We start from the raw sequence: 26,738 nt of genomic DNA on the forward strand, positions 1-26,738 counted from the left end.
TCGATGGAACGGCGCACATTACTAAAGTTACTTGCCGGATCGGCACTGTTACCGCAGATTCCAGCATTCGCACGCACGAAGAAGCCGAACAATACTCTTACCCAAGAGGATGACGCCTTCCTCGACGAGATGCAGCGGCGTGGCTGCCTGTATTTCGTCGAGCAGGCCGGAGCGAAGACCGGACAGGTGCTCGACCGGGCCGCGTCGGCTAATACCGACGGGAAACGAGACCCTCGCCTGATGGCCAGTATTGCGGCTACAGGCTTCGGTCTTTCGGCGTTATGCATCGCGGAAAAACGCGGCTATCAGCCTCGGCAGAAAGTCATAGAACAGATTCGCAGGACGCTGCACTTCCACTATGAGCAGATGCCCCACGAACATGGGTTTCTCTATCACTTCAACGATGTCGAATATGGCGCAGCTTACATCGGCAGTGAGGTCTCGTCGATCGACACCGCGCTCCTGCTGTGCGGCGTTCTGACGGCCCGGGCCCACTTCCATGAAGACGCCGAGATCAAACGGCTCGCAACAGCCCTTTATGAGCGCGTCGATTGGCCCTGGATGCTCAACGGAGGAACAACCTTCTCCATGGGCTTCTCTCGCGGCAAGTTCATCCAATCTCGTTGGGCCCATTACAGCGAACTGATGATGATCTATCTGCTCGCCATGGGTTCTCCGACACACCCTGTCGAAGCTTCAGCCTGGGACGCCTTTGATCGTCCGAAGATCACCTACAAGGACTACACCTACATCGGGGCGGGCGATCCGCTCTTCGTGCATCAGTACAGCCATGCGTGGTTCGACTTTCGCGGCAAGCGCGATAAGTATGCGAACTACTTCGATAACTCCGTCATCGCGACCAAAGCCCATGAGGCCTTCTGTCTTAGCCTGGGCAAGCCCTATTCGCCTGACTATTGGGGCATCAGTGCTTCGGACTCCGAGCACGGCTACACAGCATGGGGAGGGCCTCCGGGTGAGGGCCACATCGACGGCTCCGTCGTTCCCAATGCACCGGCAGGATCGCTTCCCTTCCTGCCAGCGGACTGTCTCCGCGTGCTGCGATCGCTGAAAGAGAAGTATGGGGAAAAGGCGTGGGGACGGTATGGGTTCTGCGATGCCTTTCATCCGGAGGCAAAATGGTATGACCCGGATGTGCTCGGCATCGACCTGGGGATCGGTGTGCTTATGTCCGAAAACCTGCGCACCGGTTTTGTCTGGGAGACCTTTGCGCGTAACCCGGAGGTTGGGGTGGCGATGAAGAAGGCGGGCTTTCGGGCTGTATAAAGCTGTAAGCCTGTGGTTCGAGAACTATAAGACTGTGATTTCGGGGTAATTCTCTCACCAGTGGTGAGAGAATTACCCCATTCCGGTGCATCTCAAATGTTGCCATCTCGACCGAAAAACGGGAGGAAGCAGATTCCTCGCTGCGCTCGGAATGACAACCAGAAAAGCAAAGACAAAAACAAAGGAGAAGGCGAAGGAAAAAAACAGAGGCTTGCTAACTGCCGCCGCTACTCTGAATCCGCTTGCGGTTTTCACGCAGCAGTGTGAGGAAGTCGCGCAAGGCTACCCCTTGGTTCTTCGGGTTCCACGATACCGATAGCCCCAGTGACAGCGTCTCCGGTAGCAGGGGGCTGAAGCTAATTCCCTTGGCGCGCAGGTGGCGCATGCCTGCCGGAACCAGCGCGATGCCTTCTCCCGACTCGACCAGCGTCAGCACTCCAGGCCACGACGACGAGGTGTTCGCGATGTTCGGAGAAAAACCCTCCGCCGCGCACAGCGAGACAATGCCGTCGAACAGAAATGGATTGGAGTTGCGATCGACCAACACCAGTGGTTGATTCTGCAACAGGCTTACCGGAACATCCCGTCCGGCAAATGGGTGGTCGAGGCGCATGGCCACCACGATGGGGTCGCGGTACAGAAGCTCGGAGCGCAGCGTGCGGTCGAACGGCGGCTCGAGCGGCCGCGTCAGCCCCACGTCGATGCGGCCTTCCTCCAGTGCGGCGACCTGCTCTACGGCGCGCATCTCGATCAGCGAAAGCCGAATCCCCGGGCGGGTTCGCCGGTACTCGCGGATGATGCGCGGAAAGAACCCTCCGGCACCCCACAGAAAGAAGCCTATCGACAGCGTTCCCACTTCGCCGTGCAGCGATTGCCGCGTCAGGTCAACGGCACGCTGCGCCGCTCGCAGCGTCTTGCGGGCTTCCTCCAGGAACACGTGGCCCTCTGCAGTAAGTTGCACCCGGCGGCTGGAGCGGTCGAGCAAAGCACCGCCGATTTCGGCTTCGAGGTCAGCCATCTGCTCGCTTACAGACGACTGCGAGACATTCAACCGCTGGGCCGCCGCCGAGAGGCTTCCGAAATCAGCGACCGCCGTGAAGTAACGCAGATGACGTAATTCCATGAGGTCAATCTACCGATCTTTCGGTGTCAAAAATACCGATCTTCCGATCTCATTCTATCGGTTTTACCGATAGAACATGGAGGAAAGAACTGCGAATCGGAATGGGAGGAGTTAGAGTCCTTATTACAGGATCTTTTTTGTCCGTGGAGTCCCTTTCATGTGGATTGTTCGACTTGCGCTGACTCGGCCCTACACGTTCATCGTGCTGGCTCTGCTCATCCTGATCGCGGCCCCGGTCGTGATTTTGCGTACCCCGACCGACATCTTTCCCAACATCAACATCCCGGTCATCTCCATTGCCTGGCAGTACACGGGACTGAATCCGGAAGAGATGGAAGGGCGCCTGACCTCGCCGTACGAAAAGGTGCTCACCACGCTGGTGGACAACATCGAGCACATCGAGTCGACCACCATCAACGGCCAGGCGATCATCAAGGTTTACCTGCAGCCGGGTGCTTCGCTGGACACGGCGAACGCCCAGGTCTCGGCGGCCTCTGAGTTCCAGCTCCGCTCGCTGCCACCGGGAATTCTGCCTCCACAGATCATCAACTTCTCCGCATCGAGCGTTCCGATCCTTCAGCTTGGCCTCTCCGGCAAGGATCTATCCGAGCAACAGTTAAACGACTTCGGCCTCAACTTCATCCGGCCGCAGTTAGTAACGGTTCCCGGCGCCGTCGTTCCGAGCGTCTACGGCGGCAAACAAAGATCGATCATGGTCAACCTCGATCCCAGACGGCTGCAGGCCGAAGGGGTCTCGCCTGTCGACGTGCTCAACGCGATGAACCAGCAGAACGTCGTTCAACCCGGAGGCACCGCCAAGATCGGCTCCGCGGAGTACGACGTCCGGCTCAATGGCTCTCCTCTCACCGTCGAGGGCCTGGAGAACCTTCCGCTTAAACAAGTGAATGGAACGACGGTCTACGTGCATGACGTCGCCAGCGTCGTTGACGGAAGCATTCCGCAGACCAATATCGTTCGCCAGGACGGGCATCGCGGCGTACTCGTCTCCATCCTCAAGTCCGGCTCTGCTTCTACGCTGGACGTCGTCAAAGGCGAATTCGCTCTTCTGCCTCGTATCAAGTCTGGCCTGCCCTCGACCCTCAAGATCACTCCCATCGGCGACCAATCGATCTTCGTGCGCTCCTCGGTGAATGGCGTTATCCGCGAAGCGGTCATCGCGGCGACGCTCACCGGACTGATGATCCTGCTGTTCCTCGGCTCGTGGCGTTCCACGATCATCATTGCAGTCTCCATTCCTCTTTCGATCCTGACCTCGATCATCGTCCTTGGCCTGGTGGGACAGACGATCAACATCATGACGCTTGGCGGCCTGGCGCTTGCCGTGGGTATCCTCGTCGACGATGCCACTGTGACGATCGAAAACATCGAGCGCTACCTGGAAGAGGGCCACCCACTGAACGAGGCCATCCTCGAAGGCGCAGCGCAGATCTCGGTGCCCGCATTGGTGTCCACGCTCTGTATCTGCATTGTGTTTCTGCCGATGTTCTTTCTCGCGGGCGTGGCGCGCTACCTGTTCGTTCCGCTGGCCGAGGCCGTCGTCTTCGCGATGCTCGCGTCCTACATGCTCTCGCGAACCCTGGTGCCGACGCTGGCGATGTATCTGCTGAAGGCCCACGATCACCACGCGCCCCTCTCGCGCAATCCTCTTGCGCGCTTTCAGCGGGCCTTCGAACGTGTCTTTGAGCGCGTGCGCTCCACCTATGAGTCTCTGCTGGAACGGCTCGTCACAGCCCGCAGACTGTTCATCCCGATCTTCCTCGGCTGCTGCGTGCTTGCCCTGCTGCTGGTTCCTACCCTCGGCCAGAACTTCTTTCCCGCAACCGATAACGGCTCGTTCATTCTGCATGTTCGCGGCAAGACCGGCATGCGTATTGAAGAGACAGCCAAGCTCTGCGATCTCGTCGAGCAGTCCATCCGCACCACCGTGCCCGCAGGCGAGATGGATAACATCCTCGACAACATCGGCCTGCCCTACTCGACCCTGAACACGCAGCACGCCACCAGTGGTCTGTTCGGAGCATCTGACGGCGACATCCTCGTCTCGCTGAAGGAAGATCACCACCCCACCGCCGATTACATTCGTACGCTACGCGAAAAACTTCCCCGGGAGTTCCCCGGAACGGTCTTCTACTTCCTGCCCTCCGATATCGTCACGCAGATTCTGAACTTCGGCCTGCCTGCTCCCATCGATGTGCAGATCGACGGGCCCGATGACGTGGGCAATCGTAAGGTAGCCGATACCATCCTGCAGCAGTTGCGGCAGGTACCGGGCCTTGTCGACCTGCGTCTGCAACAGCCCGATGACTACCCCGTGCTCAACATCAACGTGGACCGTACCAAGGCGGCACAGGGCGGCTATACGCAGCGCGATGTGGGCACTTCGGTGCTCAACATCCTCTCGGGCTCCACGCAGCTCACGCCAATGTTCTTCCTCAACTATCGCAACGGTGTGGTCTACAACATCGTGGCCCAGACGCCGCAGTACCAGGTGCAGTCGCTGCAGGATCTGCAGAACATTCCCGTCTCCGCGCCAGGCGCGAAGCAGCCGGAGATTCTGGCGGACGTCGCTGACTTTGGACGCTCCACAGAGTTGCCCGTCATCAGCCACTACAACATTCGCCGCACGCTGGACATCTACGGCAACGTGCAGGACCGCGACCTGGGCGCGTCGGCACGGCAGGTGGAGCGCATCATGGATGCCAATCGCGGCTCGCTCGCGAAGGGCAACTTCATTCGTATGCGCGGCCAGGTGGAGACGATGCGGAGCTCCTACACCGGCCTGATCTTCGGCCTGCTGTTCTCGATCGTTCTCGTCTACCTGCTGATCGTGGTGAACTTCCAGTCGTGGCTCGATCCCTTCATCATCATCACGGCGCTGCCTGCTGCAATCGCCGGCATCGTACTGTTTCTCTTCCTCACGCACACCACGCTGTCGGTGCCCGCGCTGATGGGAGCCATCATGTGCATGGGTGTGGCGACGGCCAACTCGATTCTCGTGGTCTCGTTCGCGAAGGAGAGACTCAATGACACCGGCGACGCCATCCGCTCGGCTATCGAAGCCGGCGCGACGCGCTTCCGCCCTGTTGCCATGACGGCGCTCGCAATGATCATCGGCATGATTCCGATGGCACTCGGCGCAGGCGATGGCGGAGAGCAGAATGCGCCACTTGGCCGCGCCGTCATTGGCGGTCTGGGCCTTGCGACTGTCGCCACGCTGATCTTCGTTCCCGCCGTCTTCGCGTTGCTGCATGGACGCGACGGCGCTAAAGCAAAGCCTGAAACCGCACAGGAACAAGCCACCGCCTAGCCCGCGAACTTGTGCCGAAGCTGGTTGCGAAAACTGATGCCCGTACTGGAGACCGAAATATGTCGACCGACATCAACACCGAAATGACGACTCCCTCAACGACTCAGCCCGGGGGATCGACACCGCACTATCCCCCACATCCCGAGCCGCAGCGTGGCCTGCCGGAGCCAAAGGGTATTCCAACAGGCGTGTGGCTGGCCGTTGCCATCCTCTCTATCTTCCTGCTGGCGGCTATCGTCTATGGCCTGCTTTCGCGCGCTGCCGCGGCACGCCACCTGGAGCAGACGACAAAAGCCAGCTCCGTTCCGACGATCAGCATCACGCATCCGGCGGTACTGGGTATGAGCTCTGAGATCGCGCTCCCCGGCAACACGCAGGCCTACAACGACACGCCCATCTACGCGCGCACCAATGGCTATCTCAAGCAGTGGTTCGTCGATATCGGCCAGCACGTCAAGCAGGGCCAGCTCATGGCCATCATCGAGACGCCTGAGGTCGACGAGCAATTGCAAGTAGCGCAGGCGGATTTGAAGAGCGTACAGGCAGACCTCGCACTGGCGAATACGACCTCCGAACGCTACCAGAACCTGCTCAAGAGCGACTCGGTCTCCAAGCAGGAGACCGATGTCGCCGTCAGCGGCGCACTCGCTAAACAGGCCGCCGTAGACGCGGCTGAAGCCAACGTGCGGCGTCTGCAGCAACTGCAATCCTTTGAACGCGTCTATGCGCCCTTTGCCGGCATCGTTACGGTTCGCAATACGGATATCGGAGCCCTGATCGACTCAGGCTCGGCAACCACCAGCAGCACGGCCAAGGAGCTCTTCCGCATCGCCGCTATCGGCAAGCTCCGTGTCTACGTCGCAGTGCCGGAGACCTACGCTCCCGCCATTCACGACGGCGGTACCGCCGCGCTGACGCTCGACGAGTATCCCGGCCAGGAGTTCACCGGCACCGTTGTTCGTAATTCAAGCGCTATCGATCAGTCCTCCCGCACGCTGAACGTCGAGGTCGATGTCGAAAACCCCGATGGCAAGCTGCTGCCTGGCGCCTATGTCTTCGCGCACTTCAAGATCCCGCAGCAGGTGCGCCGACTCTCGGTGCCGGCCAACGCATTGCTGTTCCGCGCGGAAGGCCTGCAGGTTGGCATCGTGCGCAATGGCCGTGTTCATCTTCAGCGCGTCACGATCGGCAAGGACAACGGCAGCACCCTGGAGATTGCCACCGGCCTTACGGCTGAAGACGAGATCGTGCTCGACCCTTCGGACTCACTCACTGAAGGCCAGCAGGTGCAGATCGCGAATACCGGGACGGTGACGCCATGAACGTCCGCTCTACCTCACTCGTTACGCTGAGTGGAAGCATGTTGTTGAGCGTGTTTTCACTCACCGGCTGCATGGTCGGACCGAAGTACAAGGTCCCCTCTGCGCCTGCGCCTCCTGCCTATAAGGAAGCCTCTCCCGATGCATATAAGGAGACCGCCGACTGGCACGTCGCCTCACCGAATGATGCCGCCCTACGCGGCGCATGGTGGACGGTCTTCAACGATGCCGAGCTGAACACGCTGGAACCGCAGGTAGAGACCGCCAACCAGACGCTCAAGGCCGCTGATGCCAATCTGCGCGCGGCACGCGCCAACATCCGCGTGCAGAACGCCAATCGCTATCCGACCATCGGAGTCTCTCCGTCGGTGCAGGGCGAGCGCGAGTCCGCCAATCAGCCCTACTTCAACTCGACCATTGCCAACAACGGAGAAGCCAACCTTGTGGTGCCGCTCCAGGTGAACTACGAGGTCGATCTCTGGGGCCGCATTCGCCGGAACATCGCTGCGGCGAAGGAAGAGTCGCAGGCCACCGCCGCCGACCGCCAGAATGTACTGCTTTCGCTACAGACGGAACTCGCCCTGGACTACTTCGAGTTACGCTCCTCCGATGCGGAACAGAAGCTGCTCGACGATACGGTCGTGCAATACCAGGAGGCTCTCCGTGTCACGAGCAACCGCTTCAGCGGAGGCATCGCGCCGAAGTCTGATGTGACGCAGGCACAGACACAACTGCAGGCCGCGAAGGTGCAGGCAGCCGACGTCGCCGTTCAACGTGCGCAGTTTGAACATGCCATCGCGATCCTCATCGGCCAGCCGCCGGCTTCGCTGACGATTCCTGCCGCACCGATATCCGTCGAACTGATGCCACCGGTCATTCCGCCAGGACTGCCGTCACAACTGCTGGAGCGCCGTCCCGACATCGCCGCTGCGGAGCGCCGCATCGCTGCTGCCAATGAGCAGATCGGCATTGCACGCGCTGCATACTTTCCTACTCTTTCTCTCAGCGGGCTGGCGGGTTACCAGAGCACATCGATCACCTCGCTCTTCACGCCTTCCAGCTTCGTCTATGGGCTGGGGCCGACGCTGGGCGAGACCTTCTTCGATGGAGGCCGTCGCCGCGGCGTCTCGGAAGAGGCTGTTGCGGGCTATGAGCAGAACGCCGCAAACTATCGCCAGAGCGTGCTAACGGCGTACCAGCAGGTCGAAGACAATCTCGTCGCGCTGCGGGTTCTCTCTGACGAAGCCCAGCAACAGCGCCAGGCTACGGCCTCGGCGGTAGAGTCGGAGCGGATCTTCAACAATCGCTATGTCGGCGGCGTTGATACTTATCTCCAGGTCATCACCGCGCAGACGACGGCACTCAATAATGAACGCAACGATATCGACATCCTGCGCCGGCGCATGGATGCGACGGTATTGCTGATCAAGGTTCTTGGTGGTGGATGGGATCGTACGCAATTGCCGCCGCAGTAGGGTGGCTCATAGCGGGTGATATCTGTTGATGCCTCCGAGCGAGATATCACCCCGCCCATGTCATCTCGCTCGAAGGACGCTTTGCCTTTCTGGTTGTCATTCCACAGTGGAATAGTGAAATAGCTCTACCCAGCAATCAACGCCAGCAACCCTGCCTCATCCAACACCGCAACCCCAAGCTGCTGTGCCTTCTCCAACTTCGATCCCGCATCTTCACCCGCGACCACATAGCTCGTCTTCTTGCTCACGGAACCCGAAACCTTGCCGCCAGCATCTTCAATGCGCTGCTTCGCTTCATCGCGAGTCAAGGTGGGCAACGTCCCCGTGAGCACAAAGGTCAGCCCTGCAAACGTTGTGCCGACAACACGCTTCTCCGCTGTGAAGGTAAGCCCCACAGTGCGTAACTTCTCCACCAGCTCGCGGTTTTTCTCCTCCGCAAAGAACTCGACGATAGCCTGCGCTACACGTGGTCCTACTTCGTTCACAGCTTCCAGATCCTCGGCAGAGGCCTTCATCAGGTCGTCGAGGCTACCGAAGTGCTCCGCCAACAGACTCGCCGTACGCTCGCCGACAAAGCGAATCCCCAGGCCAAAGAGCACACGCGCCAGGGGTGCCTGCTTTGAACGCTCAATCTCCGCCAGCAGTGCATCCGCGGTCTTTTCACCAACACGCTCAAGCGTGAGCAACTGTTCGCGCGTAAGCGAGTAGAGATCGGCAATACTGCGAATCAGCGGCTCGTGCGATGTCTTTATCGGCTCAGCAAGCCCGGTCTGAAGCCCCTCATCACTCACTGACTCGCTAAGTCCGGGCTGAAGCCCGGACCTACCCTCTGCTGACTCGCTGTCTTCCTCCGCCTGGCCAAGCAACTGCGCCACCATCGACTCGCCGAGGCCTTCGATGTTCATCACGCCGCGCGCCGCCCAGTGCAGCAACTCCTCGCGTACCCGTGCCGGGCACACCGCATTGATGCAGCGCCAATCCACCTCGCCCTCAGCTCGCACCAGTTCGCTGCCGCAGACCGGGCAATGGCTCGGGAAGATAATCTCGCTTGTGCCGCGCGGATGCTTCGCGTCTTCTACCACCTCGGTGATCTTGGGAATCACGTCGCCGCCACGCTCGACCGAGACGAAGTCGCCGACCCGAACGCCAAGCCGCGCGATCTCGTCAGCGTTGTGCAGCGTGGCACGCGTCACCGTCGTTCCCCCGATGAACACAGGGGCAAGTGCGGCTACCGGCGTCACCTTGCCCGTGCGGCCTACCTGAAACAGCACATCATCGAGCCGGGTTACAGCAGCGCGCGCGGGAAACTTGTAGGCGATGGCCCAGCGAGGAGCCTTGCCCGTAAAGCCAAGGCGGCGCTGCTGGGCGATAGCGTCAACCTTGATCACCACTCCGTCGATCTCATACGGCAGACCATCGCGCAGGGGTTCGGCTTCGTTGATGAACGCCAGAACCTCGTCGATCGAACCAACCGTCCGTGCATGTTTGTTGACGAGGAAGCCGGCTTCACGAAGGGCCTGCAGGGCCGAGCTCTGCTCCGCGAGCAGGGGCTCTCCCTCTCGCAGCAGGAAATACGCGAAGAACTCCAACCGCCGCTGTGCAACGATATTGGGCTCGAGCGTACGGATCGTTCCTGCCGCTGCGTTGCGGGGGTTCGCTGCGGGCGCAAGCCCGGCGGCCTCACGCTCTGCGTTCATCTTCTCGAAGGCCTTCTGCGGCAGCACAACCTCACCGCGCACCTCGAACTGTTGTGGCAGACCGGCCTTCGCCAGCTTTGCAGCCTGAATATGCAGCGGCACACTGCGAATGGTGCGGACGTTCGTCGTAACGTCTTCGCCGATGGTTCCGTTGCCCCGCGTGACACCCGTCTTCAACACCGCTTCATGCTTCGCTCCGGCGTCATACTGGAGAGCCAGCGAAAGACCGTCCAGCTTGAGCTCGCAGACGAAGCGCACGACTTCGCCACTGGGAAGACCGGACACCACGCGCTCCGCCCAGGCGCGCAGTTCAGCCTCGTTATAGGCATTGTCGAGCGAGAGCATGGGACGCGAGTGCGCGACCTTTGCAAAGCCCTCTTTTGGCTTGCCACCCACGCGTTGTGTCGGCGAATCCGGGGTCACCAGCTCCGGGTGCTCGGTCTCCAGCCGCCGCAGCTCATTCATGCGCGCGTCGTACTGCGCATCGGTCAGTTCCGGCGCATCGAGCACGTAATAGAGGTGCTCGTGGTGGCGCAGATCTTCGCGCAGGGCTTCGATCTGCTGGTCGGGTGAAAGGGCGTTGGAGGGTGTGTGGGCCATCGCCCTGATTATAGAAAGGCGGGGGCTGCAAAAGGAGGATTCTTGTGGGCACACCGGCGTCGGGTAAACTGGAGATCGTAACTGAGATCAAGGAGCATTCGACAAATGGCACACATGGTTTTCTGCACAAAATACAAAGCCGAAATGGAAGGCCTGGACGAACCACCCTTCGACTCCGACTTCGGGCAGAAGATCTACAAGAATGTCTCGCAAAAGGCCTGGGGCGAGTGGGTCGAGCGGCAGAAGATGCTGCTCAACGAGTACCGCCTGCAGCCCTGGACGCGTGAGGCACAGGAGTTCCTCGTCGAGCAGATGAACGAGTTCTTCTTCGGCTCCGGCGGCGAACTGCCCAAAGAATACGTAGCTCCTACCCACTAAAGCGGGAAGCAGGAGTAGGAAACAGCAAACAGCGCAGGTGCCCTCAATCCTGGTTTTCCTGTTTCCTGTTCGCCAATTCCTGTTTCCTGGCCGTACTGGTGTAGACTAGAGGTACCCCAGCCGCTGGCCCGCAAGGCGCGAGCGGCTTCCGTAACAAGTCGGGACGTGGCTCAGCCTGGTAGAGCGCACCCTTGGGGTGGGTGAGGTCGCTAGTTCGAATCTAGTCGTCCCGACCATTTACTTTCAACAACTTCCAAGCAAGGCAACGAGAAACGTGTCCAACACTCTGTTCCTCTTGGCCCAAAGGTTCAAATAGCATAGAGCGCCTGCTTGCTTGACGCTTGTTGCAGATCGCCGGTGAGTATCCGTCTGTCGCATAGAGTTCCATCAGACGAATCGCCATGGGTGAATAAACCGGATCGATCTCGATGGTGCGGTCTGCTTTGTTGTTGCGGTATCCGAATGGGACGTGACCGGGATACACGCCTTGCGAGGCTTTCTCGTGCTTACCTGTCTTACTTCATCACGAAGGCTCTCTGAATAGGTTCGCCGACATACGATTGATGCCAGGAATGAGCTTCGCCGGGGACCAGGTTCATTCTCAGTCTCGACGAACTGATTGGGCTGCTGATGCTCTCTTCCAAAGAGATGTCCTCCCCGGAGGATCTCAAAAGACGTCGATCCTAAACCCTCTGGTTGGTACAGCATTTCGGGCTCTCTAAGAAAAGCCGATGCCCCTGAAGATGCTGACAATCCAATGACAAATCAAAGACAAAGGGCTGATATAGCCAGACCGCTGGGGTGATATGTTTGGAATCGTTATAGGCTTCTAAGCTCTGTCATCAAGTTAGAGGCGAGAGCCAGATCGTTCGATCAATGCCTCATCATCGATCCTGTAGCTCTTCAAACCAGATTGATCGAATATCAACTGGTAGCTTTCGTGAAGGCGTTGTTCGAAGCTGTATTGCCCTTCGGAGAAGAGGTTAGCGTTGGGGACTTCGAGTCGAGTGCGCGAGGTGATCAAGAAGGTTGTGTTCGGGGAAACCCTTGTCCCCCAAGAGTTTACTCTTAAGCTCCCTGATCCCCAGACGGAGATCAGCGTATGGCTGGACTGCGCAGGCGTTGTTTATCAGAATCTTTGACGTATTCCTTTCCCGATAAATGTCGTAAAGGCGAACCAGTACCTCCTGTCATGTCTGTTACGGTCCTCGGTTGGAATTTGAATCGCACGTATCTGCACGAAATTTGCCGTGGACACTGCACGGCGAAGGTATGCCGCCGCATGTGACATCGAGTGCTTCCATATCACGCCTGCTGCACTATCTCTTGCTCGCCGAACCCCAAGCGCAAAACCACTTGATATCACAGCGCTTACAACATTCGTTATGAGTGCCATACCGTCCGGAGAAACCTGTCACATGCGGATGCCCAAGATGTTGAAACGTGCAGTGCTCGACACCTTTCGAGAAAAAACGATTGATGAACTCTCCGCATGCCTGTCTGTGTTTGGACGCCGCGAATGGGTTAGTAGCTATCGTTGGTTGGACTCGAGTGGTCTTGCTCTCTATTTTTTAGATCGACTCAAGGCTCTCGGGATTGCGCATGTTCTTCCCCCGTTCGTATTGGAACATCTGGAAAACAATCAGACTGCAAACAAGCAAAGGATAGCTAATCTATTTGCTGGATTTGTCGCCATAAATCACAGTTTTCAACGCGCCAACATAACCTACTTCAATGTAAAAGGCTTCACTTTGGTGCCGGTATCATGTCCCGATCCAGTGCTGCGTACCCAGATGAATCTCGATTTTGTCATGTCGGGTAAGGATGCGGCTTTGTGTTGTAAGGCCTTGGCAGAGCTTGGCTATTCTTTGGTTACCTACAGTGAGCACATGTTGGAATTTGCGGAAGACGCGTTAAAGACGCCGCATCTACCAAATATTTATGAAACCACTGCCCCCCGTGCCGTGAAGGTCTACGTTGTATCGCCGACGGAAGGGCCACACGCAGCAGCTTATCAGCAGTTACTGCAGCGACGGTCCCGAACTTGGAATGGAGTTACATTTCCTGTCGCCTCTGACAGCGACGCTTTTATCAACCAGTCCTTGCATATATTTGGACGGATCTCTAGCGAGTGGACTCGCCTATCCTGGCTGCTAGAATACAAAGCCTTTGTCGATTTTCGACGGGACGACACCGCTTTCCTAAAAGAAGTGCAGAAGGATGCACAACATGATCCCATTAGGATAATCGCCATCGGCATCGCTCTATCCCTTATCAAGGTAATCTTGGGAGCTACCATTCCACCCACATTGGAGGAATGGACAATCCAAAAGTTGGATATCTCCGTTCATCTTTGGATTCAGCGCTATGGGGAAGAAGCGCTGCTGGCAGACTATCCAGGCACAAAACTGTATCTCTATTTACGGAATCTGCTTTCAGCGAGCCAAGGGGTCAAAAGTAACGATGGTATTCGCACCCTATCTCAACCTCCTTTGTTCAAGCCCAGTGATATTTCCAAACCACAAAGCTTGAGGCACCAGTATTACAGGGCGCTTGCAACGACTAATCGGAAGATCTTCAGAATGAAATTCCATATTAGGGAAAATGTTCGTATTGCTCTGAACGATCGCCATTGGAAAAAGTTGTTATCTGAGGCGCAAATGAAAGAGGTGCGCGATGAAAACGACCTTCATCTAGTGACGCCGTCTATTGCACGTTTACACGGGCCGCAAAACAATTCAAATGGAGAGACTCTCATCGCTCATCAAACGCAAAACAGACTTCGCGTGGCATTTAGACAGATCAACTCGCGTCAAATGTGGGAGCTAGGTGCGATTGCGGCAGTGAAGATCATGCTTGGAGCGCTGGATCTGTTTTTGGCAATCTTTCTATATCGCTTTGTTTTATTACTGCAAGGAAACGCGCAAGCTTTGCAAATTTCCATTCTCAGAGCTCACCTGAGCTTTTTAGATATGGCTCTTATAGTGTTAGTTGGCTTTATCGTACGCATGTCCGGAGAAGTCACAACAATTCGCTGGACGAATACTTACAGGCAGAATCTTTATGCGCATTTTTTGACAAGCCTAACCGAGGGCTATATGGCCGTCAACTGGACCACTTATGTTGCCTACAATCGCAATGACCTGGTTAGACACTGTCTTATTACAGCTCAGGATGGAGCTTATGCTTATCAACTCATTACTGAACAGGTCACAGCAGCCGTTATCGTTGGAATTCTCGGAGCAGGTTGCTTCATCATGGGAGTGGTCCCGGCGACATTCTGGCTAGCATTTTTAGGTAGTTTGCTGTTACTCCACCGGATCGTCTTTCGCAAAAAACTTCAGGGAGCTTCCCGGATTCGAGAAGAGGCTCTAAGCAAACTGCAAATTGGCTTTGCAGAGATGTTCGAGTCCGCAAAGGAAATCAGGGTATACAAGAACTTCGGATATTTTCGGCGTAGGTTGGCGGCGCAAATAGGAGATTTGGGCAGAAGCAACGCAATACTCAGTAGCCTGCCTCAGGTCTCTCGTTCCTATATCGAGTACGGGGCGATGGTAGTTTTTACTTTGGTCACGATCGTCGCCTATCTGAATAAGGTAGCCGCGCAAGGTTTGATTTCAATGCTGGTGTTTTACTTTATTGTAGCGAGACGAATGTTGCCTACCGTGAGTCAACTACTCATGTCGATGGGCCAGGTAGATGGCGCTTTTGACAATATCAGCATTGTCGCTCGGGAGTTGGCAGACACTCGTCGAAGAAGAGAAACAACCAGTGCAGACGTGAAGCCTTCAGTTGGTAATGTATTGGAAATGAATAAAGTCAGGTTTAGCTACGAAGCTGGGAAAAATATAGTCGAGGATTTGACGGTTCGTATTGGCTACGGTGAAATTGTCATATTGAGAGGAGCGTCCGGAGCGGGAAAATCGACCGTGTTGAATCTCATTACCGGCCTCCTGCAGCCGGACGCCGGTGACATTTATGTCGACAGGTCTCGCGTAGCTTATGTTCCACAGGACGTCATTCTGTTGGACGACACGGTAAGGGCAAACATACTGTTCGGGTTTCATGATGTTTCTGAGGATCAAATAAGTGCAGCTCTGGACGTAGCTCAGTTACTGGATTTCGTCAAAGGATTGCCCCTGGGCTTGGACACCAGAGTTGGCGATAATGGCATTCTGTTCTCTGGAGGGCAACGTCAGCGGCTAGTAATTGCAAGAGCAGTTTTACGGAGGCCTCAATTGCTCTTGCTGGACGAAGCGACCTCTTCCTTGGATCTAGAGAACGAACAACAGGTTCTCACGAGACTTCGCCATGTAATGGTTGAGGGTGCAATTGTATTCGTGACCCATCGCGCTCATGCAGTATTTCAAGGTGCACGAATTGTTAACGTTCGTGAGTGGATGAATGATACGGGGGGCGAGACTGACAGTCTGAGCCTGCACATTGATTCCGATGCTGTACCTGCGAGATGACTGTACGCGGGCAGCCGGGGAGCTGGGCACGGAGTCCCCGTATTCTGGCCTGGTCATGAATCAAACGTGCGGAAATTGGGGCACATCAATGTCTTGTTTCCACAGACCTGGGGTCTTACAAGTTAGGAGTCTTTCAGCAGATGACCGCCGGCCCGGCTCAAGATTCAACGGTAAGTAGATGATTGTTGTTTATCAGAATCTTTGACGTATTCCTTTCCCGATCAATGTCGTAAAGGCGAACCGGCACCACCTGTCATGGAAAGAGACCGCAACGCACCTGAATCGGTTCAGCCGAGATCGTATTCCGACAAGAGCCCCGAAAGAAGCGCCTTTTCGACAATGTTGGAAGCAGCAAAGACCAACTCAACGGCTTCAAAGACCAGACAATGCTAGCGATGCCATCCTTCAGTTCGGCTGCCAGTAATTGGTCAGGCAGCTGGCGGCAGGCAGTGCCGAAGTATTGAAGACGGTATCCGGTTCATGTCCGCAGACAGTGATAGCGGAGGGCCGATCCAGCGGTGGCTGCTCCGAGGCCGGATAGTAGCTGAGGCTCGCATTGAACCAGGCAGAGACGACAGACGCTCCGTTACCGATGTTTTGACCGAAGGGCTGATTGATCGCTCCGTTGTCGAACAACATCTCCGTGCGTGAACCCATCACCGCATGCAGCCCCTGAAAGACTTTGAACCACGGCGTCCACCACTCTGCATTGTCTTCCGCGGAAGGAACGACATCGCAGGAATGAATAATCCAGTAGTCCAGTTTGCCGTGGTTCGCGGCTCCGTAGCCCTCGGTCGCGGGGATGTTATTGATGTGGACTACGTCACAGCAGTTCGACTCCGTCGTAAACTCCCACGGAGAGCCATGTGCCTCCGTCAAAGCCACATTTACATTGTTGACGAAAGACTGCTCGTCCGTGGTGTAAACGAAAGGCTCTGCCCAGTAGTACTGAGAGTTGGTGAACTGGCTGGCATTATGCGAGCTCTGCAACCCGCTCCAGAATCCATTGGCCTCGGAGACGAAGCCTGACTGTGCGTCGCGGACAACATACCTGCCAACCGTCGGATCACCCGCAGGAATAACAGCCTGCCTCAGAGCGGAACGATTCGCAGGCGCGGCAGATGGCGCAGGTCCGGAGCCAGGAACAAGCTCGGCCGGAAGCTGCCCGTCGCCATAGGACATGTACGTTGCAACATAGTCGGTGGTTTGGAGCAGTTGTGCATCGGCGCCTGCGGATGGAAGCGGATGCAGACGCGACACTACACGATAGACGGGAGTCATGGAGTCTAGATTGCCATCGTAATAGGCGATTTCAACGGAGATTACCTCGACATTCGAGTTACTCGTCAAAGGGTTCAGCGTCTCCAGAAGTGCTGCCTGAATCTGGGCTTTACTGCGACGCTCCGCCACGGCGGCTGCAAAGCTTCCGGCCTTCCAACGATTGACTAGTCCGTAGACATTGCCATCGGTACCAATGGCAACCGCTGCGTGGGATCCGGTGCCATACACCTTGTAACCACTCACCGTGCGAGAGACTGCCACGTAGGTGAGATAGAGTTTCACGGCAGAGACCGTAGGTTTCCCCCCGCTGGAAGCAAGCTGTGCTGTGCTTCCAACAATAGGACGAGGAACGCCCAGCGTGTACTGCGTTACATCCCTGGGAAGGATCTCTGAGCTGGCAAAGATCTGCCGAGCTAACGTTGAAGCCTGCGTCAGGTGTTCGTCCTTGGCACCGGCGTAAATGACCGTAGGAAGCTTATCGAGCTGCGGAAGAATCTGGGACTCTCCTGTCTGCGTATCCCAGGAGGCAATCAGATGATCTTCCTGCACTAGGCCTACAGCAGTCTCTGGCGCAGCCTTCAACTCGGGAAGTGCGCTGTGAGCGAGTGGCTGAATATCCTCTGTCTTAGCCCCTACCTTGACCAGGCTTGAGCGCAGGAACGTATCCGGTGGCGCCTGCAAAGTAAGCCTTACTATCCGTAGCGAAGATGGCACCGCTGGAATCAGCGTTGAGGGGAAGGTGATCTTACCGCCTGTAGCTCTTATGGCTACGGGCAGTGTCGGCACTCTGCGTGTGGGCATCTGACTCACGGCATAGCCTAAGAGTACGGGTCCCAACAAAACCAGGCCCACGAATATCTTTGCGCTGAGGAGTACAAAGTCAGGGCGCGTCCTACGCGATGCGTTATATGAATGCATGGTGATTCTCCTTTGCAGGGACGTCCCATAAAAATTGCGCCGCAGCACGGCACGCAGTTTGTAATCCCCGTTATCTGGATAGTGCTGATAAGTCAGACATCGTTACATTTAGAAAATTTCTTTTTGCGATGCTTGCTCTATGGCGTGTCACCAAACTGCATTTGGGGGATGCTCGAACTGTGTAGTCAGTTTGTTGAGGCAGGGACCGGAAGGGCACGGTTTCAACCGTGCCGCAAAGGCAGCGTTTAAAGGTTCCTTCCACTCTGCCGAAGGCCGAAGTGAAGCCCGCAGGGCGCAACGACTGAATTGCCTTTCTTCGTGCGGCCCAAGCTGCACAAGGACCACCGGGGACACTTTTGTGGATATGACCACCCCTTTTGCCGCAATCAAAGAAAGCAATTCAGTCGCTCCGGCTACGCCTCCGCTTCAGCCTTCGGCAGAGTGGAAAAGGCGTTGAATGCTACCTTTAGCGGCCTGGCTGAAGCCAGGCCCTTCCGATCCCTGCCTCAACAAACTGGCTGCATACTTCGACCACACTCCAAGTGCAATTTGATGACACGCACTATGGCTCACTGCAAATCGCTTGACTCAGTGGGCCTACCCGCCGGAACGGTTAAGGATGCCATCTGCTCATCCCGAACAAACTCATCCGTGACGATCTGATCGCACCGCATACAGGCGGCTCTACCACGCTGGCTGAACCACCGGCAGTTTGCACGGATGGCACAAAAAGGCAGTGCGGAATCAGTTGCAGGCATGATCTGAACGATGCGGTCCACAAGGGTGCAGTCCGCTCCATTGAAGTGGCCACAGGCTCCTCCCTGACAAGGTGCAGAGATACGAAGCACCTGGGTAGGCAGCAGCGGAGCTGTCATAGCGAGCAGTTCCGGAGTTACCGGCTCGGGTGTGGAGAGATGCTGGATCTTGCCGGATGCAGCATCCACAACACCGTGGATAACCGCACCCAGCATGGCGGGTTGAGCACTTGGACACTGAACTACGTTCGGCCCCTTCACGGCTAGATCTCCTTAAGCGTTGAAGGATTGCGAAGGGCTTCGAGGTCGTGCGCAGCATAGCCAAGTGGTTTTAACTTCACAACTTCGGCGGGCTCTGCCAGTCCCAGTGCGGGCTCCGGATAGATACCGATCGTGAAGGGTTTGTGAAGCAAAGTCTGCAACGTCTCGTCTGTAATCTGCTTGGTGGCGATTGCGTGTTTAACGGCTGCCGCAATCAGATCGGGCAATTCACTGGTTTTAATCGACATCACTCTCTCCTTGTCCAGGGCTTTCCATCTGGCCGAAGCCAAGCCCCGGTTCCCTGTTGCTTGAATGGTGTAGCGGAGAGGAGGAGCGTTACAGATCAACTGAAAAATAAGAACTGGTGTGGTGAGTGTTTAGTTCGTTGAAGAATCAGTGCGACCACCTATAGCGCGAAGCGCAAACCGTGACGCTTTAGCGTCGCGGGACGGAGGGAGCCGTAGCCTTTAGCTACGGGATTAGAGCTAGGCAAGAATTGGGCTTTAGCCCCGGGCTTTTTGTTCGCAGCCGAAAGAGAGCCCGGGCCTAAAGGCCACATCTTCGCCAGCCCCCCTAATTCCGTAGCCTAAAGGCTACGGCTCCCTCCGTCTCCCTGATGCTGAAGCATCAGGGAACGCGCTTTGCGCTGTACTGAACTGACCATCATTCTTCAAGGACTAATGACTCACCACTCTGGCTACTTCAATCCCTTTGCATCGCTTCACCAAGTCGATGTGTTTGCGAATATTTCTCGCTAATACTGAAACGCTTTGCGATGACTCATCACTATGAAGACATCGCCTGCAAAGGTAGATCTATCTGGAGAGACTCAATGCCAACCACAACACAACTCGCCACCGGCCTCGGCGGCGCAATTGGATGCGATTTTCGCAACGCGCAACAACAACTTGTTTTCGTGGAGTACTCGGGAAAGCTGTCTGCAGTCAATCTGTTCCCTGCCGCGACCACCGTAGACAGTGGCACGAATACAGTGTTGAAGGGCACCTTTACCTTTGACTTCGATACCGGCGTCCAGGGCGGACCTGCAGCGAGTGCCGATGTCCAGTGGGTACAGGACACTACCGTCATACGCCAGATGGCGCCACTCAACAGTGCCAAGATCATCAACCTTGGAGCCGTGAACTTCAACGGTATTACCGCGGCCAATCTGCAGGACCTGCCTTACGCAACGACTCCCATCACAGGCAACAACAACCCCTCCAATGTTCTTACCGTGAACGACGTGTTCGCTGTGCTGACCACGAACGGCAACTACACGAAGGTGCAGGTAGTTGCCTACGGCTACGACCTGACCATCAATTGGGTTACCTACCGTATCGCCTCAGGCTACAGTGTGCTCGGGACCGGCTATAACCAGCCAGAAGATGTAAAACTGAGCACCGACGGCGTACACGCCTATGTGACGGAGCGTAGCGGTGATCTGGTCAAGGTTGCGCTCACGAATGCAAATCGCAGTGCCGCGACGGTGATCGCCACAGGGCTGACTGCACCACAACAGATGTTCCTCGATGAAGCGCATCATGCGGCGTACATAGTCGAATACGCTGCTCCTGGCTCGATCGTTAAGGTCAACCTGGCCAACGGACAGAAGACGACGGTTGCAACCGGACTCGTCAACCCCGTTGGAATCGTGCTCAGCTCCGACCTGCAGTACGCCTATGTCAGCGAACAGATGACCGCGCCCACCGCCGGACGAATCAGTTCCATTCAGTTGAGTAACGCTGCGCGAACCACGGTCGCCTCAGGCTTAACCGAGCCATTCTTTCTGACCTGGGCTGATGTGGGGCAAGATGCGCTGCTGGTTCCACAGCGAGATCCTGCGAACTCCATCGTGAGTGTAAACGTCACGAGCGGGGCCACGAATGTCGTAGCCAGCGGTGTGCCGGTGCGGCCATCCAGCGTAGCTCTGCCGAATCCGGGAGAGATGCTGATCTGCTCCAACACGGAGGTTGAAGAGATCGCCTTCACCACCTTTGCCGCGACCGGTGATCTATTGATTGGCATCGGTCTGATTCCCTTTGACAGAATCAACCAGGCTGCCGGCCCACTCCAGGGGATGGCGAACACTTCCGTCGATGTCGACCCACCCTATTGGGTCAAGAATGTTCCCTTCGGCGGAACGCTGCCGGTCTTAGTCAACCACCAGGCCGCGGCGGATGCCGGCGCCTCCTACTACCAGGTCAAAGTAGACAGCGTCCCGCACACCGATAGCTGGACGAACTACTTCTGGAATGGAACGGGGAATGTGTTGGAGACCATCACTGCCACCAAGATTGGGTCGTCGACAGGATGCTATCCCGTGCATCCCGTCAGCGAGCTCTTCCTGTGGGAGTCGCCGGCGCTCGGGGACATGCTCGACACCACCGTGCTGAGCAATGGACTGCATACGCTGCAACTGGTCTTCCTCGACAATGCCGGCAATCCGATCTCGGGCCTGGTGAGCGCACCACTCACCCTCCTGGTGAACAACCAGCGCTGCATCGCCTCGATCTCAGCGCCGGTGCTCCAGGTGGCTCCGCCCGTAACCGCGGACACCTGCGGAGTGCTGCACTATGGAAGCAACACAACGGCTAATGTTTCCATCGGCTTTACGGCAAGCCAGCCAGCGGGGTTTGGCGACTACTCCACTGAGATTGTCCGGGGCGGAACACAACTCTCGTTCACGCCTGCTTTGCCAAGCGGCCAGGTCGGCTCACTGACGTCAACCTTCAACGCTCAAGTCGGCCAATTGCTCGGAACCTGCCCCACTGCGGGCTTTGCGGCGGCGCTTTATGTTGCCGCCACCATGACCAACGGACAAGGCAGACAAAGCCAGTACGATGCCTCGGCCCTGACTGCGTTTGTACTCACCACGTAGTCGGAACAGTTTCATAAGATGTACAGACCAACCACCTCAGAATTGTCATCTCGACCGAAGGCGGCGCTTTTGCCGTCGTAGTGGAGAGACCTGCAGTTTGCTTGTACCGGCATGATCGCCTGTGCGAACAAGCTGCAGGTCTCTCCACTGCGCATGACATAAAACCGTCATGCTCCGGTCGAGATGACAATTCATCAGGTGGTTGAAAAGAACAACACTACAGCTATGAACCCTTCCATCGCTGAATGGAATCTCTCTATGACCCCGTATAGAGCTGGAAGGCCGCCCAATACAGCGGTTTCCGAAACACTCCCTGCGAATGCAGCATCGATAATTTAGCAGCGTGCAGGGCTTGATCCGGCTGCTCGCCTTCTGCGAGACCGTGGTACATCTGCTCCATCAGTTGCGGTGTGGAACTGTCATTGACCTCCCACACGGCTCCGATCACCTGATGCGCTCCCGCACGCAGAAATGCCCAGGAGAGGCCCACCAGGCCTTCGCCATCATAGTTGCGCAATCCTGATCCATAGCAGGCCGAGATAGTTACCAGGCGAGCGTGGAGCGGCCGATGGATAACGTCCCTCGCATATAGCTTGAAGTTGTCCGGATCAGCATGCGGAGGAGAGAGCACGATCGCGGAATCCAAAGGACGCAGGCTGCTGGCTGTTCCATGCGCGACAAAGTGTATGTAAGAGTATTGCTCCGGATGGGAGTCCACATACGCCACCGGAACCGCAGCCGACTGGGTCAGTATGGTTCGATCCCCAGGCGGGAAATATCGCTCGACACTCTCCACCTCAGAGGCCGCATTCGAAAGTGGAGGATAGCCTTCCCCTGTAGCCACAGGGTCTCCGATGAGTAGCAGCTTGTTCGCAGTCCTCTCTTTATCCGGTGCAAGCCGAGAGAGTAGTTGAATGGAACTTGCCATACTCAGGCTGACGTCTTCAATCCAGTAGTGTGCTCCTTCTTGAGATCCAGACTGTCCAGGCTTGAGGAGCATCTCCATGTTGAAATCATTGAGGCTGCCGCTCGTAACGACGAAGACGCGAGACTCCTTCGGGATGAGAGCCTGGGCAGGTGCGACCAGTGTTGCGTAAAGCCACTGGGCCTCCGAATTACCCTCACGCAATGGATCATGCGACTTCAGAACATCGGCTTGATAACTCTTTACCCGCGCGGTGATCTCTGCTTCGGGGGGCAGCACAAACAGATGCGTGCCGTTCCGATCGATAGCCCAGAGATAGGATTTCTGCGGCCCCAACGAATAGAACAGGATGACAGCGTTCAATCGGCGAGCAGTATGGGATGGTGTCTCGGGTTGCACCTGCGTGGCTTGTACCGACTCACCCAGACCTTCCTTCAGCGTTCGAGCACGGGCCCCATCGAGGAACTGTAGTGCCTCGTCGGAGCGATGAGATGCAATCAGGAAGTCTGCATAGTCGCGATACAGTTCATCGCCATTGGCAAAGAACGGAAGCCTGAGTTCTTCATCCTGCACGGAAGACCGCTGCGTCTCAAAGGTCTTGATCGCCCTGCGATACCACAGGCCTGCCTGCCGCACATCGTGCCTGCTCGCATAGAGATCGGCAAAGGCATTCTCGGTCTCCCACTTGAGAGAGGGCGTCCCGGCAGCATCGCGATAGACCTGCGAAAAGATCCGCTCTGTATCAGCCCCATTCGAGGTACGCGCTGCAATTTGACCCTGCAAAAATAAAGCATCCAGCTCGCTGGCTTTGTCCCCTATCTGTTGAGCTGTCTTCAACGCCTCATCGACACGAGCCTTTGCCGCATCCAGTTGACCAAGCTGAAGCAAGAGCTGTCCCAGCGATGTGTCGGTTACTGCTTTTCTGGCTGCGTCGTGGCTTGCGTCGGCAGCACGTAGCGCCTCTTCGTAGTAAGACTGAGCTTGCTTCAGATCTCCAAGACGATAGAGCGACAGTCCGGCACTTTGCAGCCAGAGAATTTCATTGTCCGTAGCGCCCAAATTCTTGGCTTGTATCTCGGCTTGCTGAAAACTGACAAGAGCCTTCTCATAGTCTCCAAGGCTGTAGTAGGCCCAGCCTGCATTCCCAAGAACCCCCTGCAGAATTACATTGGCATGAATGGAACCTGCAATCGCCGATGATGCATTAAACCTATCCAAAGCCTCATCCAGACGCTCTTGATGCAAAGCCTCCGTTCCTAGATTAGATAGATCGGTTGCTTCTATAAAAAGGTCCTTCTGTCTCCGTGCAAGCTCCAAACTCTTGCGGAACGAACTCGCAGCAGTAGATTGTTGTCCGTTTCGATCTGCGAGCAGCCCCTCAGCACGAACGACCTCGCTCTGCAGAGGAGAGAGAGTTGAGTCGGCTAGCCGTTGCGCTTGTTGTAGTTCCTCACTTGCCAGTTGGGACTGTCCCAGGCGGGCATGAGCAAGACTGAGTAATATCTCCTGTTTGATGGCCGCGTCTCCACGAGGAGAGAATGATCGAGTTCCGTCCGCCAGCGTGTCTACGACATCCCGACTACGCCCCTCATAGGACAGAATTTCCGCTTCAAGCAAACAGAACTTGAAACTCCATGCTGGATCACGGCTGAAAAGAGCCCGCCGCTCAATGGACGCCGCCCGCTGAGCGAGGCCGAGATGTCCTCCAAGAAAATCAGCATGAATCTGTTCAAACCTAGCAGCAGGATCCACCTGTCGCGGAGGTCGGCATCCGATGATGAAGACAAGCCCTAGTAGCCCGGCAATGAGACATTTGGAGGAATCATTGTGCCATTGCTTGCCGCCGACGCCACACTCGCCTGTCCCGTAAGAGCGCAACCCAACTCGGCACGCAGCATCGTGAGAGTTACGGCCTGGGGAAAGATCGTCACCTCTCCCAGAAAGATTCTTCCGAGGTCGGGCACGTCGATAGAGTGGCCAGAACTCCGGTCCGAAGTGAGGCCATCGAGCTTGTCCACCAGAGAGCACAGCGTGTATCCCTCAAGGCTACCTTCACCAGAATTTTCCTTCGCCGCAATCCAGCCGTAGCGAGCGCGAACCCACTCGGGGATGGACCTGTTCTCCAACAGATCGACGCCCTGACGGTGCGCTGCCTGCCAAAGCGTGGGCCAGGCCAGTTCAGGATTGACGGATGCGTCCCGATTATAAACGTCCTCAGAACGATGCTGTTCCGGCAGTAGCGTGGCGTTCAGGACGGGGGTTACCGGCCTGCCGTCGACGCGAAGATTATGGATATGCGAACCGGCAAATGAGATCTTCCGAGGGCCGCGGCCGGCCTCAGGATGCTCAATAAATACCTGCGCTGCGAGGCTGTCCGCAGTAACCCGCCCCAGCAGATTGAAGCCTTCTACCACGCTGGAGACGCGCTGCGTCCATGGCCCATTCCTTTTTGTAGGCCTTCCTGAGACATGGGTGTAAGAGGCTTTTGCGTGGATGCGATCTTCGAAGTGGAAGGGCTCCGCCTTTTGCGTGACGCTGCCTCCGGTAGAGGACAGGGCAACCGAACAGGGGGTCGGTATATAGCGGAACGGCTCCTCAAGGAACCCGCCCAACGAGTTGGCGTCTGCATGAAAGTAGAAGACCTGTTTTACGTCCGTTTGCATGGCATTGACTCCTGGTGAGATGGCATTGATTAATGACCGGACCCGGTGTTCAACGAAAAGCTGTACGTCGCAAGCTCGGCACCACTGCTGGAGGCGGCTCCGTCCTGATTTCCTTTGACAGCCAGGGAGTAGATACCCTCCCTCCTGTTCGCGAAAGGAACGCGGATCGAGACCGTGTCCTTCGCCTCCTGGGCCGACACCTTAACCGTCCAAAGAAGTTGGTGATCTGGTGAATACAGCAGACAGGTGTAATCAGAAAAGCGGTCCTGCGCTGGAATATCTACCAGCAGCAGGAGAGCCTGCGCGTCGCCGGCCTGCGCGGAAACAATGTTTCCTCCGCGGCTGTTCCCGTTGACCAGGGAGACTGTAGCTAAGACCTCAGGCTTCTCCAGGCTTGCGACTTCATTTCGCAGCCGAGGATAGACAACCGTGTTTTGATACACAACCACCAGCAGGCACGTCGCGAACGCTGCGACCGCGAACCACTCCCTCCACAGGAACAGCCAGCTCTGCTTAATCTTTGGCGGCCTGGCATCACTCAGACTTGGGCTGCTCGTCGGTGCTGTCTTCTTGAACTCGCTCCGTGCCGCGTCCATGAATGCGGAGGTTGCGCGAACTTCGGCAGCACACTCCGGACATCCGAAGTAGTGGTCCTCAAACTCCTCGCGCAACTCTGGCGACATCTCATTCAGCAGATATTGTTCAACCAGATGTTGATCGACGATGCGGTGATGATCCATCCGAATTCATTCCTCGAGTTAATAGTGCGTTGGGGGACTAAAACGTTTCACGCCTGGGGACAGGTTCTTCTGGAACAGGCGGCCGATCATAGGTCGACCGGAAGGACTGCTTGGCCCGGTGAAGCAGAACTCGCAGGTACTCGCGGCTTACTCCCATCTCTGCACAGACAGCATCTTTGTCGCGGTCTTCCATCAGGATGGCCCGCAGCAGGTCCCGGTCGCGGCCGGGCAGCTCCGCCAAGGCCTGCTGCACAAGACGTGCCCTGTCCTTGCTCTCTAACAGATTGAGCGGGCTTGGGTTACGGTCGACATAGACCGTCTCGGGCTCTTCCTCCAGCGAAGATCCAACCTTCTTCTGTGCCCGATAGTGCTCCTGCAGTACATGATTGCAAACGGAGTTTACGAACGATCCCAGCCGATTCGCATCGCGCAACCCATCGCTCTTCCTCAACATCAGGAAGACGCGTGTAAAGGTCTCCTGCCTCACATCTTCGACAGCCTCGCGGGAGGCCAGGCGCGAGCGCAATTTCAGGTGGATCAACTCACTAAAGTAAGCAACGAAATGCTTTTCGGCAGACGGGTCCCCTAGCTGGAGCTTTTCCAGATACTCGGCATCGAACGTGAAGAATTCCACTCGCCTG

At 56.6% G+C, this 26,738-nt stretch carries 16 protein-coding genes and 1 tRNA gene; 8 read left to right on the forward strand and 9 right to left on the reverse strand.

Going from position 1 to position 26,738, the window contains the following annotated elements:
- The first annotated feature begins 3 nt into the window (after positions 1-3).
- Positions 4-1,284, forward strand: coding sequence for a glucoamylase family protein (locus ACIX8_RS21040; protein ID WP_014267407.1), 1,281 nt, complete (start codon positions 4-6; stop codon positions 1,282-1,284).
- Between the two features lie 214 nt (positions 1,285-1,498).
- Here ACIX8_RS21040 and ACIX8_RS21045 read toward each other — a convergent pair whose 3' ends face one another.
- Entirely contained in the window at positions 1,499-2,407 is a 909-nt protein-coding gene (locus ACIX8_RS21045) for a LysR family transcriptional regulator (RefSeq protein WP_014267408.1), read from the reverse strand.
- A 157-nt stretch (positions 2,408-2,564) separates the two neighbouring features.
- On the opposite strand from ACIX8_RS21045, the gene ACIX8_RS21050 reads away from it, so the two are divergent.
- Genes ACIX8_RS21050 through ACIX8_RS21060 form a run of 3 tightly spaced genes read left to right on the forward strand, consistent with a single transcriptional unit; the run spans position 2,565 to position 8,529 of the window.
- On the forward strand, positions 2,565-5,735 hold the full coding sequence (locus tag ACIX8_RS21050; protein WP_014267409.1) for an efflux RND transporter permease subunit: 3,171 nt from the start codon (positions 2,565-2,567) through the stop codon (positions 5,733-5,735).
- 59 nt (positions 5,736-5,794) lie between these two features.
- Positions 5,795-7,057, forward strand: coding sequence for an efflux RND transporter periplasmic adaptor subunit (locus ACIX8_RS21055; protein ID WP_014267410.1), 1,263 nt, complete (start codon positions 5,795-5,797; stop codon positions 7,055-7,057).
- Entirely contained in the window at positions 7,054-8,529 is a 1,476-nt protein-coding gene (locus ACIX8_RS21060; RefSeq protein WP_014267411.1) for an efflux transporter outer membrane subunit, read from the forward strand. The genes ACIX8_RS21055 and ACIX8_RS21060 overlap by 4 nt, the downstream gene beginning before the upstream one ends.
- A gap of 125 nt (positions 8,530-8,654) precedes the next feature.
- Here the strand turns inward: ACIX8_RS21060 and ligA are convergent, their stop codons facing one another.
- Positions 8,655-10,826, reverse strand: a complete 2,172-nt coding sequence (ligA, locus tag ACIX8_RS21065; protein ID WP_014267412.1) for an NAD-dependent DNA ligase LigA — start codon at positions 10,824-10,826, stop codon at positions 8,655-8,657.
- Positions 10,827-10,931: 105 nt separating this feature from the next.
- Here ligA and ACIX8_RS21070 point away from each other — a divergent pair, with 105 nt between their 5' ends.
- The 3 genes from ACIX8_RS21070 to ACIX8_RS21080 all read left to right on the forward strand — a co-directional run bounded on the left by ACIX8_RS21070 (position 10,932) and on the right by ACIX8_RS21080 (position 15,676).
- Complete coding sequence (locus tag ACIX8_RS21070; RefSeq protein WP_014267413.1) at positions 10,932-11,204, forward strand: oxidative damage protection protein; 273 nt, start codon at positions 10,932-10,934, stop codon at positions 11,202-11,204.
- Positions 11,205-11,363: 159 nt separating this feature from the next.
- Positions 11,364-11,440, forward strand: a tRNA-Pro gene (locus ACIX8_RS21075).
- Positions 11,441-12,622: 1,182 nt separating this feature from the next.
- Positions 12,623-15,676, forward strand: a complete 3,054-nt coding sequence (locus ACIX8_RS21080) for an ATP-binding cassette domain-containing protein (RefSeq protein WP_014267414.1) — start codon at positions 12,623-12,625, stop codon at positions 15,674-15,676.
- Positions 15,677-16,081: 405 nt separating this feature from the next.
- On the opposite strand, the gene ACIX8_RS21085 is transcribed toward ACIX8_RS21080, so the two are convergent.
- From ACIX8_RS21085 to ACIX8_RS21095, 3 genes are all read right to left on the reverse strand, one after another.
- The gene (locus tag ACIX8_RS21085) at positions 16,082-17,758 is read right to left on the reverse strand and encodes a DUF6345 domain-containing protein (RefSeq protein WP_150110696.1); all 1,677 of its coding nucleotides are present in this window, start codon (positions 17,756-17,758) and stop codon (positions 16,082-16,084) included.
- A 686-nt stretch (positions 17,759-18,444) separates the two neighbouring features.
- Positions 18,445-18,891, reverse strand: a complete 447-nt coding sequence (locus ACIX8_RS21090; RefSeq protein WP_014267416.1) for a hypothetical protein — start codon at positions 18,889-18,891, stop codon at positions 18,445-18,447.
- 2 nt (positions 18,892-18,893) lie between these two features.
- Positions 18,894-19,139, reverse strand: coding sequence for a hypothetical protein (locus tag ACIX8_RS21095; protein WP_014267417.1), 246 nt, complete (start codon positions 19,137-19,139; stop codon positions 18,894-18,896).
- Between the two features lie 584 nt (positions 19,140-19,723).
- On the opposite strand from ACIX8_RS21095, the gene ACIX8_RS24890 reads away from it, so the two are divergent.
- A complete protein-coding gene (locus ACIX8_RS24890) occupies positions 19,724-21,769 on the forward strand; it encodes a YncE family protein (RefSeq protein WP_014267418.1) in 2,046 nt (681 codons plus the stop codon).
- Between the two features lie 256 nt (positions 21,770-22,025).
- Here ACIX8_RS24890 and ACIX8_RS21105 read toward each other — a convergent pair whose 3' ends face one another.
- The 4 genes from ACIX8_RS21105 to ACIX8_RS21120 all read right to left on the reverse strand — a co-directional run bounded on the left by ACIX8_RS21105 (position 22,026) and on the right by ACIX8_RS21120 (position 26,731).
- On the reverse strand, positions 22,026-23,912 hold the full coding sequence (locus tag ACIX8_RS21105) for a CHAT domain-containing protein (RefSeq protein ID WP_150110697.1): 1,887 nt from the start codon (positions 23,910-23,912) through the stop codon (positions 22,026-22,028).
- A gap of 572 nt (positions 23,913-24,484) precedes the next feature.
- Positions 24,485-25,357 carry a hypothetical protein gene (locus tag ACIX8_RS25745; RefSeq protein ID WP_014267420.1) on the reverse strand — a complete coding sequence of 291 codons (873 nt, stop codon included), beginning with the start codon at positions 25,355-25,357 and terminating at the stop codon, positions 24,485-24,487.
- Positions 25,358-25,386: 29 nt separating this feature from the next.
- A complete protein-coding gene (locus ACIX8_RS21115) occupies positions 25,387-26,097 on the reverse strand; it encodes a zf-HC2 domain-containing protein (protein WP_014267421.1) in 711 nt (236 codons plus the stop codon).
- Positions 26,098-26,134: 37 nt separating this feature from the next.
- Positions 26,135-26,731: an RNA polymerase sigma factor gene (locus ACIX8_RS21120; protein WP_014267422.1), complete on the reverse strand. Its 597-nt coding sequence runs from the start codon at positions 26,729-26,731 to the stop codon at positions 26,135-26,137.
- Positions 26,732-26,738 lie beyond the last annotated feature (7 nt).

Origin of the sequence: Granulicella mallensis MP5ACTX8 (genome assembly GCF_000178955.2) — a bacterium.
Taxonomy (GTDB): Bacteria; Acidobacteriota; Terriglobia; order Terriglobales; family Acidobacteriaceae; genus Granulicella; species Granulicella mallensis.